The organism is Affinundibacterium seohonense (assembly GCF_014284305.1).
Classification (GTDB): Bacteria; Pseudomonadota; Gammaproteobacteria; order Burkholderiales; family Burkholderiaceae_D; genus Undibacterium; species Undibacterium seohonense.
In genome coordinates this window covers 1-13854 of record NZ_JACOFW010000043.1, presented here as the reverse complement: position 1 = coordinate 13854, position 13854 = coordinate 1, and the positions used below count along the sequence as shown (strand labels likewise).

Sequence of the window (13854 nt, the reverse complement as noted above, 5' to 3'; positions counted from 1 at the left end):
GCATTGAGTCTTCGTTTGAAAAATACGTGGCGAAGTTCTTTTATTTTTAAAGTGCCTACTAGAGACGCAATCATTACCCAATAAAAAACCCCGCTTTTAATAAAAGACGGGGTTTGTCAGCGATCTGGGGTGCAGTTTATGAACTGCACCCTCAATTGATACTCAAGTGAAATCACTGGAATCCAAACTCAGTTGGCCCTTGTGACTGAATTAATTAAAACGGTTGTTTTTGGCGCGTCGGTGTACCCATATTTATTTCTTTCGGTCGGTACGACTTTGATCTTATCAACCACATCTAGACCCGCAATGACTCTGCCAAAAACTGCATAGCCTGAACTATTTACACTTGGGTTAAGAAATGGATTATCAACGACATTAATAAAAAATTGGGAGGTTGCCGTGTCGTCATCATTCATTCGTGCCATCGCAATAGTGCCACGCAGATTGCTAAGTCCATTGTTTGCTTCAAGTTTAATAGGGAAGTAAGTTGACGCTGGAACATAGGATGTCGTTAGGCCACCGCCTTGAATCATAAAGTTACTGATCACACGATGAAAGATCTTATTGCTGTAAAAGCCGATATCGGTGTAGCGTAAAAAGTTGGTGACTGTGATTGGTGCCTTAATCGGATCGAGCTCAACTAAGATATTCCCCATTGACGTATTGATCATGACTTGAGGGATCAGTTTTGCGAGAGTCAAATCGAGCGCGGTATCTGTGATACCTATTCCATTCTTTGCGGCCGTTGTATCGGTTGGTGATACCAATTTAGCGATTGCATTGCCATTTAAGATGGATTCATTCCGGGTGTTGTAATTGAGCCCGAGTTGTATCGAGAAATATTTACCAACGATGACTTTGTTGACTAGTAGATCTGTTACCCAAGCATATTCCGGATTGTTCGCTTTAGAACCATGGGCGGCATTAATGATATCGCGGATTAAATTGCCACGTGATTTTGCACCGCTTTCGATCTCTTTGGTCCAATACTCAAGACCTTTTTGATCGACTTCATCGCGTCCCAAGACATTCTTATAGATTTTGCGAATGAATTGCTCAGTGCTCATACTCGCCGTGTAGCCCGTGATATCAGATACTTCTGGGTTAATGGCAGAAGTATAAAAATTATCCGCCAATTGCTCAATTGTTCTTCCTTCTTCTTTAATCGTACCGATCCAGTAAATCATGCCTTCTGCGTCAGGCACACGATTAAAGAAGGCGATGTATAACTCAATCAAGGAATCCAAATTTTTTTGATCGATCGTTTTAGACTTGTTGCCGGCTAGAAGGCTAACGGTGAAGTCATTGAACTTCACGGTGGTTTGCGTGGACGATAGATTCGTTACGTCGCTAGATGACGCTTTGTTGACAATTGAAAAGCCGTAAGCATTGGTTTTAATAATATAGTCATTGCGGGAGGCATTGATAGTCACAACATCCGCAGATGGTGCGGGTTGTGCAGGCGGTGCGCTTGGCGGCCCACTTAGTGCAGCGACATCAGTGCCTGTATTGGAACTATCACCACCACCGCAGCCGCCCAGTCCAAGCGTGACTGCCAAAAGTGTGCTCGCTATGATGGATTTTTTATTCATAAATCGCATTCTTGATTTCATCGCAATTGACCTACGTTAATTTAAAAGAGAAAGGGCATTATAACGATGAAATTGTACAATTTCTGAGGATAAAAGAATCAAATTGTAATGTGCCTGTCAACAAAGCGATGCTTTTTAATATCCCCATGGTGTTGGTGGCAGGTCGATGGCTTTTGTAAGATCAAAATTAACACGGAACTCACGACCCTCTCGCGTTAAACGATAGCTAAAAGTCTTAGGATAAATAAAGATCTGCCAGACATTGGTAATCGAATGCGCGCCACCTAGGCGAGCAAATAATTCTTTGGAATATTGATCGGCAGGGAAAGACTGTACGTTGTTCCAGCCAGCATCCAGCGTATGTCCGCCATACATGGTTTGTGCATCATGATTACCGTCAGCGTGCCGGTGATCGTGCTTGAGTGAGAGACCAGAACCGGTTTTTGTAATGATCCACGTGCGCGAATGATTGTCGCCTACATGAAACGGGATTTGCAATTGGGTGTCGGTACACTTGCGAACGTGCATCAGGAGTCTTCCTTCGAATCCTTCGGATTTCGGATTGTCGACTGCGACTTTTCCTTCAAAAGCTTTGCCACAAAGTTGGCGAAGCTGATCGAAGAACGCATCATGTGTAGAAATTGAGACTAATGGTGCTTCTTGTTTGACTTGGGCTTGCGCTAAATTAGCCTGGCCTGTGAATAAAACCAAAAGCAATGCTGGTAAAAAGTTGATTTTCATATTTTTATTTGGATGAGATTTTGAATCTTAACGTTGAATTCACATGCCGCCCCATGCGGCACTAATCACACTAATCGCAGTGAGTCCGGCGGTTTCTGTTCGGAGTACACGCGGCCCCATACTCAACATGATTGCACCTTGTTTAATCGCAAGTTGTTCTTCACTATCTGAAAAACCACCTTCAGGCCCGATCATGATTGTTAGTGCTTGTGCTGGGTGATGTCGGGGCCAGTCAGCAAGAGATTGATCGGCACGTGGCGATAGCAGAATTCGTTTATGCATATCTTGTTGCATCAGCCATTTTTGCACATCGGTCAGCTCCGCTAAATGGGCGATGCGTTTGCGTCCACATTGTTCAGTCGCGCTTTGTATGATGCCTTGCCAGTGCTGCATTTTTTTCTCAGCGCGTTCTGGATTCAATTTAACGACACTGCGTTGTGCTGCGAGTGGTTGAATATGATTGACCCCAAGTTCGATGGCTTTCTCGATGATCCAATCCATTTTCGACGCTTCTGGCAATGCTTGCGCCAAGCTTAAGTTGAATGGGAGTTCGACTTCTTCAGGTAAAAAAACTTTAACCTCAGCGTTCACTTGTTTTTTGCTGATCGAAGTGAGTGTCGCTAGATAGCTACCACCTTCACCATTAAAGAGTTCAACATGCTCACCTATGTTTAAACGTAATACAAAAATATGATGTGCAGTATCGGCAGGCAGATCAATTTGCGCGCCGATATTCAGCGGAAGTGGGCAGAAAAAACGAGGCATGGGGTGTGTTCGAATAGATTAATTTAATAGATTAGATCAGTAAGATTGGCAGGCTGCGTTCAATATGCCCATTCCTAAACTCAGAGCGCCTAAAAAAATACCAGAAGCGAGTTTATTGTTTGGTACATCTTTGATTAAGTCCGGTAATAAAATTCGAGCGATGACAAATGCCAGTAACTGTATGACCAGTGCAATCGCACTCCAGATCAACATATCTGGCAAATCAACGCTATGCGCAACTGAGGATGCTAAGGCGATGCAATAACCTAAAACCGCACCTGATAAGCTGGCAGATGCCGCGGTATTACCTTCACGGATTAATGCAATTTCCTTGTAGGGTGTGATGCGAATATAAATCGCGATAAAGAGAAATAAAAATGCTAGTGCCGAGCCAAAGTGGCTAATAAAAGCAGGGAAACCATAGGCTAAAAATTGTGCGCTCATGATGTACTTTCTAATTAATGGTGGAGATCAATAGTCGAAATCAATAGTAGAAATTTGTTGGTTCAAATAACTTAGTCGATGAAATAATGTGGGACAAAGCGGCTGGTATTTTTTGTAATCAAAGTTTCGTCTTCTCGTATGCCTATACCAGCGGCCTCATCGCCCACCACCCAAGAACCAATCGAGGTATATGCAGGCGTAATCCCATCATCAAACTTCGGTTGAGGCGCATAGGCTTGGTAGATGAAGCCTTCCTGTCCGTATTCGCCTTCAGTATGCATGACATTGCCATCAGCATAGATGGAAATGTTTTCTCCCTCGCGCGATAGCAAAGGTTTCTTCACAAAATTACCGCTGATGCGCCATGCTTCTGCGTAAGCTGGCAACAAATTGGGGTGATCAGGAAATAATTCCCAAAGCACGGGCAGGATGGCTTTGTTAGACAAAAGCATTTTCCATGCTGGTTCGATAATGCGGGCAGGGCGGTTCAATAAATGGGTTGCGAATTGTTCGCGGCATAGCCATTCCCAAGGATAGAGTTTGAATAAATTTTCTATCTTTACATCATTGTCGTCGACCAACTCGGCGTTCGCTTCATCCCAACCAAGATCACTAATACTATTTTGTTTGGTTGCAAATCCGGCTTGAATCGCGGTGTCGCGTAGATAAGAGAGATTGCCAATATCTTCTTCGCTATCGGCACAAACAAAATGTAAGACACCTTTGCCGTCAAATTTTTTCCATTGATCGATCAGTTTCTCGTGCAAGGAATTAAATTGATCCGCAGTCGGATAGACATCTTGCAGCCAATACCATTGCGCTACAGAGGACTCGACTAAACCCGTCGGCGTGTCAGCGTTGTACTCCAACATTTTTGGTGCGCCGGTGCCATTCCAGCTTAAATCGAAACGACCAAATAAAGAAAATTCTTTGTCACGCCAACTCTCTTCAACTTGAGTCCAAAATGCCTCAGGAATCGCAAAACGTTCGATTTGACCTTGGCGAATAACATGCTCAACCGCTTGCAAGCTCATTTGGTGGAGATCAATTGTCGCTTGTTCTAAGACATCAATTTGCGCGGCGGTAAAGCGATAGGTGTAACGCTCATCCCAGTACAAGCCATCAATAGAATGGTAGCTAAATCCTAGATCTTCAAATTGTCTTTGCCAGTTTGTACGTGGCGTTAATGATTCGCGAATCATGCGCTTTAGCCCCCGCCAGAAAAACCACGTGAGCTTGAACCAAATCCACCGCGGCTAACGCTGCGAGTGATGCTGCGACTTACCGCGCGATCGCTCAATTGAGAGCTGGCGCCTGTAAAGCGATTACCAAGAATATTACGTTGAGCGACATCACGCTGCCCTTCGTAATAGCTTGGTCCCCAATAACGCCCACTATAAATGTGACCACCTGAGTAATTGCCGGTATTTGCTATCGCATTACTATTTGGTGGCGCGGGTTGGGGTTGGCAAGGATCTGTGCTGCCCCAATCTTCTTTGCAATCTTCCAGACTTTTGTATTCATCGCGAACACTCGCGAGATTATTCGTTTCACCACCACAGCCGCTTAAACCTGCTACTGCAGCCGAAGTTGCTAGAACCAGTGGCAGCGTTTGCGAACTACGGCGTTTAAGTTTTTGGTTTGTGCTCATGAGCACTCCTTTTTCTCTTCGAGGAAATTAGATTTGAGTTGACTCGTTATTGTAATGTGCCGATCTTTGCTTGTGATGGTGTTCCTTATTTTGTTTTACCGTTGTTGGTTGGCTGTTGTTTCTTGGTTTGTATTTGGTTTTTTTACTTCAACTCAGCTAGGAAATAAACTGGCGTGTCGCGCCACGCTGTAGAACTGCAATTGCGAAATGCCTTGTGCTTCTAGGCGATCTCGAATGGTCGCTTGATCGAGCAGCTTGGGATCCGTTGTCGCTAATATTGCATGTGATTTGCTGGCAATCGCCATTCCCCACATGGCGCCATACAGAGGAATAAAAACGGAGTAGGGACTGACTATATCAAACACGATTTGCAGACGATCGAGTGTAGTTTGATGGCGCGCTTGATGATAGAACTCACTGCCCAAATGCAAAACAATAGCGCCCCCGTTATTCAATCGTACATAACAAGCGCGGAAAAACTCTTCGCTCATACATGACTCTGATAGATTGTTGCCATTCGGCGCAATGGGGTCGGTGAGATCCAATAGGATCAAATCGTAAAGTTCATGACCGTTTTCTTGATTCTCTTGGATGAAAGCAAAGCCATCGGTGTGAATGATACTTACCTTAGGCGAGTCAAACGCATTTTGATGAATAGTCGCTAAATGCTGCCGAGAGAGAGCAATCACTTGTTCATCGATTTCACAAAGGGTGATGTTTTGTATGCTGCGGTATTTTAATAATTCTTCAGTTGAGCCGCCATCTCCACCGCCAATAATCAATGCATTTTTTGGATTACCATGCGAGATCGCGGCCGGATGTACAAGAGCTTCGTGATAATAAAACTCATCTTTTTCCGACGTCATCATGGCGCCATCGATGCGCATGATTTTGCCGAACTCCGGTGTGTCCGCGATTTGAATGAGCTGATAAGGACTTTGAACTTCGGCAAGCACTTCGCCAATCTGTGTTTGCATAGTCGTGTAAGGGCTTAAATATTCTACTGCTTGAGCAACCTCGTTAGATGGTGCTAAACCTCGTTGCAATTCTTGACGCGAAACGTGTTGTGGTTGAAAAACGGCAATCAATCGGTCGACGATGTCACGTGCTTTCGCGCTATTGTCGTTTTCAAAATTGCAGACATAGACATCTAAAGTGACCGCTTGACGTTCTGGCCAAGTGTGAATCGCGACGTGTGATTCAGCCAAAAGTAGGGTGCCAGTTACGCCAGCGGCACTCCCATCCTGATGCGTAAATGCATGAAACTTCTCGCCCACGATCGTCAAACCTGCTTGCTTGGTGTGATCACGAACTAATTCACTCAAGCGATTTTCTTCGTATAACAGCGTGGGATCGCATCGACAATCAAAGCAATCCGCAGTGAGGTGCAAACCTTCCATAAATCCGTCTAAAAATGATGTGAAAGTCGCAATTGTATTCTGTGACGCGCTGCTCTGGTAAAATAACGGACTTTATGGAATGAAACGATAATTTTAGAGCAAGTTATTTGCCTCGCATCTAGGATAAAGCCAGTTTCATTCACCTGCTCGATTTTATAAACTTACCTCTTCTGCCGCTATGACATCCACTTTCCAGCCTGAAAATACTTCCAAGATGGCCAATGCGATTCGCGCATTGTCTATGGACGCTGTTCAAAAAGCCAACTCTGGTCATCCAGGTGCTCCTATGGGGATGGCTGAAATCGCAGTGGCATTGTGGGCAGGTCACTATCGCCATAATCCAACCAATCCAAAATGGGTAAATCGTGATCGTTTCGTGTTGTCGAACGGCCATGGCTCGATGTTGCATTATTCTTTGTTGCATTTGACTGGCTACGATTTGCCGATGTCTGAGATCAGCAATTTCCGTCAATTGCATTCGAAAACGGCTGGGCATCCTGAAGTTCACATCACTCCTGGTGTGGAAACAACCACAGGTCCACTCGGTCAAGGTATTACCAATGCAGTTGGTATGGCATTAGCTGAAAAATTACTCGCTGCAGAATTCAATGTTGACGGTGCAAATATTGTTGATCACCGTACTTATGTTTTCATGGGTGATGGTTGTTTGATGGAAGGCATTTCGCACGAGGCATGTTCATTAGCTGGCACGTGGAAATTGAATAAATTAACGGCATTCTGGGATGACAATGGCATCTCGATTGACGGTCATGTAGAAGGTTGGTTCACTGACGATACACCAGCACGCTTTGAAGCTTATGGTTGGAATGTAATTCGTGCTGTCGATGGTCATAATGTCGATGCGGTCAATCAAGCAATCGTCGCTGCGAAAGCTTCTGATAAGCCAACTTTGATCTGCTGCCGTACCGTGATCGGTAAAGGTTCGCCGAATATGGAAGGCACGCACAATGTGCATGGCGCTGCTTTGGGTGACAAAGAAGTCGCTGCGGTACGTGCGAATATTGATTGGAACTATCCACCGTTTGAAGTTCCTGCAGACGTTTACAATGCATGGGATGCTAAAGCCGATGGCGCGAAAGCAGAAACAGAATGGAATGCAGCATTTGCTGCTTACAGCGCGGCTCAACCAGCGAAAGCGGCTGAATTGACGCGTCGTATGAATAATGTGTTGCCGACTAATTTCGATGATGTCGTGAAAGCCGCTTTAGCAACAGTAGTCGAGAAAAAAGAAACGATCGCAACGCGTAAAGCTAGTCAAAATGCGATTCAAGCTTTTGCCCCAAGCTTGCCAGAATTCCTCGGTGGTTCTGCCGATTTGACAGGGTCGAATCTGACTAACTGGAAAGAGTGCGTAGCTGTACGCGCAAATCAAGCTGGCAATCACATCAATTATGGCGTGCGTGAATTCGGTATGAGCGCGATCATGAATGGTATCGCTTTGCATGGCGGTTACTTACCATTTGGCGCGACTTTCTTGACTTTCTCAGACTACAGCCGCAATGCGATTCGTATGGCTGCGTTGATGAAAATCCGCACTTTGTTCGTGTTCACGCATGATTCAATCGGTCTCGGTGAAGATGGTCCTACGCATCAATCCGTAGAACATATCTCCAGCATGCGTTTGATCCCGAATTTGGATAACTGGCGTCCATGCGATACGACTGAATCGACAGTAGCTTGGGCTGAAGCCATCAAACGTGCTGATGGCCCATCGACTTTGATTTTCTCACGTCAGAATTTGCCGTTCCAAGAACGTACTTCGCAACAAGTTGCCGACATCGCACGTGGTGGCTACATTTTGCAAGACGCACCGAATGCGAAAGTGGTGTTGATTGCGACCGGTTCTGAAATTGAACTCGCAGTTAAATCCGCCGCCGAATTGGCTACGCAAGGTATTCCAGCACGTGTCGTGTCTATGCCTTCGACTGACGTATTTGATCGTCAGGATAAGGCTTATCAAATGAGTGTATTGGGCAAAGGTTTGCCACGCGTGGCGATCGAGGCTGGTGTGACAGCGTTCTGGCATAAATATGTAGGCTTAGAAGGCGCTGTGGTCGGTATCGATACCTTCGGTGAATCTGCACCAGCAGGCGTTTTGTTTAAATACTTTGGCTTCACGGTAGAGAACGTGGTGGCAAAAGTGAAATCTGTTTTAGCTTAAGTCAGTTTATTTTGACCACGCGCAAGTGATCCAGACTCAATATGAATAAAATCAAGGAAATCCAATTACGTCGTGCCACAGTCGCCGATGCGGAAGCGATAGCAGCAATACGCATCGAAGGCTGGCGCACGACTTATCGCGGCATGATCCCTGATAGCTATCTTAATGAGATGGACATGAACGAAAACGTACTGCACTGGCGTGCGATTTTGCAAGCATTGCCTGTGAAAGAAGACAGCTTGTGCGTGTATGTGGCGGTTAGTGAAGATGAAATCGTTGGTTTTGTTTCGGCGATGAAGTTATCTGAACCGAAGTTGGACAAAGATGGTGAAATCAATGCGATCTATATTCGACCACAATGGCAACGTTGTGGGATAGGTAAGCGCATGTTGCACAAAGCGGCTCGATCCTTACAAGCGATGGGTTGCGGTAGTTGTGTGATTTGGGTGATTGACGGCAATTCCCAAGCGCGCAATTTTTACGAAGAACTCGGTGGAGAGATCCTCATCGAGCAAGATTTTAGCTGGGATGGATTAGACCTTACCGAAGTTGGTTATGGTTGGAGTGATTTGAGCGTGATGATGGCGTCGGCTGATGCCTTGCCATTTCCGAAGGCGCTTCAATGATTTGTTGTTGAAGCGGGAAAACTTTTTAGCCGCAGAGGCGCAGAGCACGCAGAGTTTTTTTTAGTCATTCTCTGCCTACTCTGCGCCTCTGCGGCGAGATGTTAAGATTTTTTTGTGTTTTATTTTTTGTTGCTGTTTGTCTTTTTGGAGATTGAACCATGACGATTCGCGTCGCAATTAACGGCTATGGCCGTATCGGTCGTAACATCCTTCGTGCACATTACGAAGGTGGTAAGTTTAAAAATGAAATTCAAATCGTTGCAATTAACGATTTGGGTAACGCAGAATCTAACGCGCATTTGACACGTTATGACACAGCCCACGGTAAGTTCCCAGGCACAGTCACGGTCGAAGGCGACACAATGATCGTCAATGGCGACAAGATCAAAGTATTCGCGGAACGTAATCCTGCAAATATTCCTTGGGGTGAATTGGGCGTGGACGTGGTATTGGAATGCACTGGCTTCTTCACGACTAAAGAAAAAGCATCCGCACACATCGCTGGCGGCGCAAAGAAAGTCATCATCTCAGCACCAGGTGGCAAAGACGTTGATGCAACGATTGTTTACGGCGTGAATCACGGCGTATTGAAAGCAACTGACACCGTTATTTCTAACGCATCTTGCACAACAAACTGCTTAGCGCCATTGGCAAAACCATTGAACGATGCGATCGGTATCGAAAGCGGCTTGATGACAACGATCCACGCTTACACTAACGATCAAGTGTTGACAGACGTGATGCACGAAGACTTACGTCGTGCGCGTTCTGCAACAATGAGTATGATCCCAACCAAAACTGGCGCAGCTGCAGCGGTTGGTTTGGTACTGCCAGAGTTGAATGGTAAATTGGATGGCTACGCAATGCGCGTTCCAACCATCAATGTTTCTGTGGTTGATTTGACTTTTATCGCTAAGCGCGACACAACAGTTGCTGAAATCAATGAAGTATTGAAAGCCGCTTCTGAAGGTGCTTTGAAAGGTATTTTGGATTACAACACAGCGCCTTTGGTCTCTGTTGACTTCAATCACAACCCAGCATCATCAACTTACGACGAAACATTAACGAAAGTGAATGGCCGTTTGGTGAAAGTATCTAGCTGGTACGACAACGAGTGGGGTTTCTCCAACCGTATGTTGGATACGACAGTGGCATTGATGAGTGCAAAATAATTTGCATTTGTTTATCGCAAGTAACAAGTAGTAAACAAAAAGCCCCGAACTTTCGGGGCTTTTGTGTGTCAGAAGAATGTGCTGTTCATTTTAGGAGTTCATCATGGATCTAAGTCCACGCAAACTAATCGCCGATAATAAAACCTTCTTGTTATTTGTTGCAGGCATGATTTTGATGCGTAGCGCTCTTGCTGATTGGTATGTCGTGCCATCAAGTTCGATGTATCCGCATTTGCTCGAGGGCGATCGCGTGATTTCCAACCGGATAGCGTATGACATAAAAGTGCCGTTTACTGATGTGATTTTGAAACAAGTTGGTGCGCCAGAGCGTGGTGATATCGTGACGTTTAGTTCACCAGCTGACGGCGTACGTTTGATTAAACGTGTGATTGGTTTGCCTGGTGATGTGGTGGAAATGCGTGATCAGAAATTGATTATCAATGGGCTACCTGCTGACTATGCGCAAATTGAAGAACCAGATCCGAGTTTCTTGACGCCTAAGCGGGAATACCCAAATCAGCAGTTGATGTACACAGAGTCACTAGGTAATTTGCACCACAATATTATCGTGATGCCAGAGCGTGCAGCGCTACGCTCATTTGATCCTGTCACGGTGCCAGCTGGGCACTATATGATGTTGGGTGATAATCGCGACAACAGCAATGATTCGCGTTTTTATGGATTGGTGAAACGTGAATTAATCACGGGTAGAGTTAAACGTCTGATGTTCTCACTTGATTACGACAATTATTATTTGCCTCGTATCGAGCGGATTGGCGCGAAACTCGACCATTAACATTATTTAGCTAATTTAGGAATATAACCAAGTGCCGCTGAAATTTGTTCAGCGGTGCTGATCAAATCTCCCAACCACGCTTCCTGCAGGCGATCTGCTGGTGCAGAAATCGATAAACCTGCGATCATTTTTCCGCTGTCATCATGAATGCCTGCAGCCATACAGCGTACACCTAGTTCTAATTCCTCATTATCTCGCGCATAACCATTGCTGCGCACGGATGCTAATTCACGTTCTAGTTTAGCGACATCGGTGATCGAATTTTTGTTATGTCCAGCCAAGCCAGTGCGTGTGATGTAAGCACGCAGAGCCTTCGGTTCGTCTATCGATAGAAATAATTTGCCGGTGGAAGTTAAATGTAATGGTGCTCGACCACCAATCGCACGGACAACCTGCATCCCCGAGCGTTCTGAAAAGGCACGATCAATGTAGACAATTTCGTCTCCTTGACGTACGGACAAATTAATCGTTTGATTGGTAATGCGATGCAAGTTGCGCATAAATTCTAATGCCGCTTCACGCACATCGAGACGACTCTTAACGATATTGCCAAGTTCCAGTAGTCGCATGCCAAGGCGATACGTGCCAGTATCGGCGCGATCGACGAAGCGGGTAATACACAGATCATTCAAAATACGATGCGCGGTGGACGGATGTAAGCCAGTCACACTGGCGAGTTCTTTCAGACTAACAGGATCATGATAGCGAGACAGCGCATCTAATAATGAGACCATGCGCTCGATCACTTGTATCGAAGTTTTTTCAGCTGAGATGGGAGCGTCGTTTTTCATAATGTGGATGGTGCATTGCAATAAATCTCTTTATACCACGATGTGAAATGACTGTGTTGAACTAAAGTCTCTATTTTGATACGTCAAGCTGCTACGCAAACTGATCGTGTAAATAGGAGTATTAAAAATTACATATTTTTAAACCGCGATTTGCATTGAGATGTTGTGTTGGAAATTTCACTTTTTGTGGAGAGTTTTCATATTGCTGTTTTTTTTAACGCATGCTTATTGCTTCGGTGTAATATGCGTGAGAGATATCCTGCTTGCATAAAATGGAAGGTAGTCGGTTTCGGTAGACTCCCCCCAGTGATAGTCTTCTATCTCCATTCTCATGTTATATCTTGTGCTTCATTTTTTTGAATAAAGGAAATGTAGTTTATGCCGAATGCCCCATACCCATCATCAAAATTAGCACCATGGAAAATTCTCTTGGTTGATGATGAGCCAGATATTCATGATGTTACCAAATTAACCCTGCATCGCTTTCAATTGGATGGTAGGCGACTGCAATTTTTTGATGCTTATAGTGGTCCTGAAGCGAAAGCAATTTTAAGTCGCGAGCCTGACATTGCTCTTGTGTTTCTTGATGTGGTGATGGAAGCGGAAAACAGTGGCTTAGAAGTGGCACGTTGGATGCGTCAAGATTTAAAAAATCAATTCACCCGGATTGTCTTGCGTACTGGACAGCCTGGACAGGCGCCAGAAGAAAGCGTCATCGTTGATTACGATATCAATGACTATAAAGAAAAAACTGAACTCGACCGCACCAAGTTGTTTACGACGACATTTGCCGCTTTGCGTGCCTATCGTGACATCTATACCGTGGAAGAAGCGCGCCGTTTTCAAGTCACCTATAGAGAGGGCTTAGAGCGAGTAATTGAAGCCTCAGCGCATATTTATCAGCAGAGAAATATGCATGACTTTGCCAATGGTTTGTTGCAGCAAGTGGTCGCTTTACTGCGATTGGAAAAAAGCATGTTGTTGCGTCTGCGAGGTGCCAGTGGTGTTTCAGGTGAAAATTCCTATGAAGTCTTGGCGAAGATCGGCAATTTTGATGATGACGAACAGTTGTTTAATCAAGAATTACTCGAACACTTACAGCAAGTAACTGTGAACCGCATTTCGCATTTGTTTGGTGATACTTATGTTGGCTATTTTCCAAATGAGAGTGGGAAGGCCTCGCTATTAGTGTTGAAAGGCGTCGAAAGCGTTAGTGAAATTGATGCGAAATTATTGGAAGTTTTTTCTTCCGGTGTGGCGATTGCCTTTGACAATATTTTGCTTAATCAAGAAATTAGCGACACACAAGGTGAGTTGATCATGCGGCTCGGTGATGTGGTCGAATCTCGATCTTCAGAAGCGGGCAATCATGTGCGACGGATGTCGGAGATTTGTCATTTAATCGCTTTAGCGTCTGGCATGGATCCTGATGAAGCGGCAATTCTCAAACAAGCCGCACCTATGCACGATATCGGTAAGATCGCGACACCAGATGCAGTTTTGCTCAAGCCTGGTAAACTGGATCAGGGCGAGTGGGATATTATGAAAATGCATCCGGAAGTCGGGAGGGGGTGCGGATAAAATCTTGGACTACTTTTGGGAGTGGTTCATGTACTCATATGAAGAACGTCTTCGGGCGGTGAAGCTATACATTAAACTTGGCAGGCGCTGTAAAGCGACGATTCGCCAATTGG

Annotated in this window: 12 protein-coding genes and 1 pseudogene; 5 read left to right on the top strand and 8 right to left on the bottom strand. The window is 45.0% G+C overall.

From position 1 onward, the window contains the following. Nucleotides 1–188 precede the first annotated feature (188 nt). The 7 genes from H8K52_RS20050 to speE form a co-directional block, all read right to left on the bottom strand. Nucleotides 189–1592 carry a peptidylprolyl isomerase gene (locus tag H8K52_RS20050; RefSeq protein WP_186924692.1) on the bottom strand — a complete coding sequence of 468 codons (1404 nt, stop codon included), beginning with the start codon at nt 1590–1592 and terminating at the stop codon, nt 189–191. Between the two features lie 135 nt (nt 1593–1727). After that, nucleotides 1728–2333 (bottom strand): hypothetical protein, encoded by a 606-nt coding sequence (locus H8K52_RS20045; RefSeq protein ID WP_222613861.1) that lies wholly within the window; start codon nt 2331–2333, stop codon nt 1728–1730. 39 nt (nt 2334–2372) lie between these two features. After that, complete coding sequence (locus tag H8K52_RS20040; RefSeq protein ID WP_186924691.1) at nt 2373–3098, bottom strand: 16S rRNA (uracil(1498)-N(3))-methyltransferase; 726 nt, start codon at nt 3096–3098, stop codon at nt 2373–2375. 36 nt (nt 3099–3134) lie between these two features. Then, entirely contained in the window at nt 3135–3542 is a 408-nt protein-coding gene (locus tag H8K52_RS20035) for a DUF350 domain-containing protein (RefSeq protein ID WP_186924690.1), read from the bottom strand. A 71-nt stretch (nt 3543–3613) separates the two neighbouring features. Then, nucleotides 3614–4744: a glutathionylspermidine synthase family protein gene (locus H8K52_RS20030; protein WP_186924689.1), complete on the bottom strand. Its 1131-nt coding sequence runs from the start codon at nt 4742–4744 to the stop codon at nt 3614–3616. 5 nt (nt 4745–4749) lie between these two features. Next, nucleotides 4750–5193: a hypothetical protein gene (locus tag H8K52_RS20025; RefSeq protein WP_186924688.1), complete on the bottom strand. Its 444-nt coding sequence runs from the start codon at nt 5191–5193 to the stop codon at nt 4750–4752. Nucleotides 5194–5345: 152 nt separating this feature from the next. After that, nucleotides 5346–6593: a polyamine aminopropyltransferase gene (gene speE, locus H8K52_RS20020; RefSeq protein ID WP_186924687.1), complete on the bottom strand. Its 1248-nt coding sequence runs from the start codon at nt 6591–6593 to the stop codon at nt 5346–5348. A gap of 178 nt (nt 6594–6771) precedes the next feature. On the opposite strand from speE, the gene tkt reads away from it, so the two are divergent. From tkt to lepB, 4 genes are all read left to right on the top strand, one after another. Next, the gene (tkt, locus tag H8K52_RS20015; protein ID WP_186924686.1) at nt 6772–8775 is read left to right on the top strand and encodes a transketolase; all 2004 of its coding nucleotides are present in this window, start codon (nt 6772–6774) and stop codon (nt 8773–8775) included. Nucleotides 8776–8816: 41 nt separating this feature from the next. Then, nucleotides 8817–9401 (top strand): GNAT family N-acetyltransferase, encoded by a 585-nt coding sequence (locus H8K52_RS20010; protein WP_222613860.1) that lies wholly within the window; start codon nt 8817–8819, stop codon nt 9399–9401. Between the two features lie 158 nt (nt 9402–9559). Next, nucleotides 9560–10573 carry a type I glyceraldehyde-3-phosphate dehydrogenase gene (gene gap, locus H8K52_RS20005; RefSeq protein WP_186924685.1) on the top strand — a complete coding sequence of 338 codons (1014 nt, stop codon included), beginning with the start codon at nt 9560–9562 and terminating at the stop codon, nt 10571–10573. A gap of 103 nt (nt 10574–10676) precedes the next feature. Further along, nucleotides 10677–11369: a signal peptidase I gene (gene lepB / locus H8K52_RS20000; RefSeq protein ID WP_186924684.1), complete on the top strand. Its 693-nt coding sequence runs from the start codon at nt 10677–10679 to the stop codon at nt 11367–11369. A gap of 2 nt (nt 11370–11371) precedes the next feature. Here the strand turns inward: lepB and H8K52_RS19995 are convergent, their stop codons facing one another. Further along, nucleotides 11372–12160: an IclR family transcriptional regulator gene (locus H8K52_RS19995; protein ID WP_186924683.1), complete on the bottom strand. Its 789-nt coding sequence runs from the start codon at nt 12158–12160 to the stop codon at nt 11372–11374. Nucleotides 12161–12538: 378 nt separating this feature from the next. On the opposite strand from H8K52_RS19995, the pseudogene H8K52_RS19990 reads away from it, so the two are divergent. Beyond that, nucleotides 12539–13726, top strand: a pseudogene (locus H8K52_RS19990) (DUF3369 domain-containing protein); the annotation flags it as partial. Nucleotides 13727–13854: the final 128 nt, after the last annotated feature.

What these genes read in the sequence shown, in the direction of transcription:
- H8K52_RS20045 (WP_222613861.1), bottom strand. Translation starts at nt 2,333, where the DNA reads ATGAAAATCAACTTTTTACCAGCATTGCTTTTGGTTTTATTCACAGGC.
- H8K52_RS20025 (WP_186924688.1), bottom strand. Translation starts at nt 5,193, where the DNA reads ATGAGCACAAACCAAAAACTTAAACGCCGTAGTTCGCAAACGCTGCCA.
- H8K52_RS20035 (WP_186924690.1), bottom strand. Translation starts at nt 3,542, where the DNA reads ATGAGCGCACAATTTTTAGCCTATGGTTTCCCTGCTTTTATTAGCCAC.
- tkt (WP_186924686.1), top strand. Translation starts at nt 6,772, where the DNA reads ATGACATCCACTTTCCAGCCTGAAAATACTTCCAAGATGGCCAATGCG.
- lepB (WP_186924684.1), top strand. Translation starts at nt 10,677, where the DNA reads ATGGATCTAAGTCCACGCAAACTAATCGCCGATAATAAAACCTTCTTG.
- H8K52_RS20030 (WP_186924689.1), bottom strand. Translation starts at nt 4,744, where the DNA reads ATGATTCGCGAATCATTAACGCCACGTACAAACTGGCAAAGACAATTT.
- H8K52_RS20040 (WP_186924691.1), bottom strand. Translation starts at nt 3,098, where the DNA reads ATGCCTCGTTTTTTCTGCCCACTTCCGCTGAATATCGGCGCGCAAATT.
- gap (WP_186924685.1), top strand. Translation starts at nt 9,560, where the DNA reads ATGACGATTCGCGTCGCAATTAACGGCTATGGCCGTATCGGTCGTAAC.
- H8K52_RS20050 (WP_186924692.1), bottom strand. Translation starts at nt 1,592, where the DNA reads ATGAATAAAAAATCCATCATAGCGAGCACACTTTTGGCAGTCACGCTT.
- speE (WP_186924687.1), bottom strand. Translation starts at nt 6,593, where the DNA reads ATGGAAGGTTTGCACCTCACTGCGGATTGCTTTGATTGTCGATGCGAT.
- H8K52_RS19995 (WP_186924683.1), bottom strand. Translation starts at nt 12,160, where the DNA reads ATGAAAAACGACGCTCCCATCTCAGCTGAAAAAACTTCGATACAAGTG.
- H8K52_RS20010 (WP_222613860.1), top strand. Translation starts at nt 8,817, where the DNA reads ATGAATAAAATCAAGGAAATCCAATTACGTCGTGCCACAGTCGCCGAT.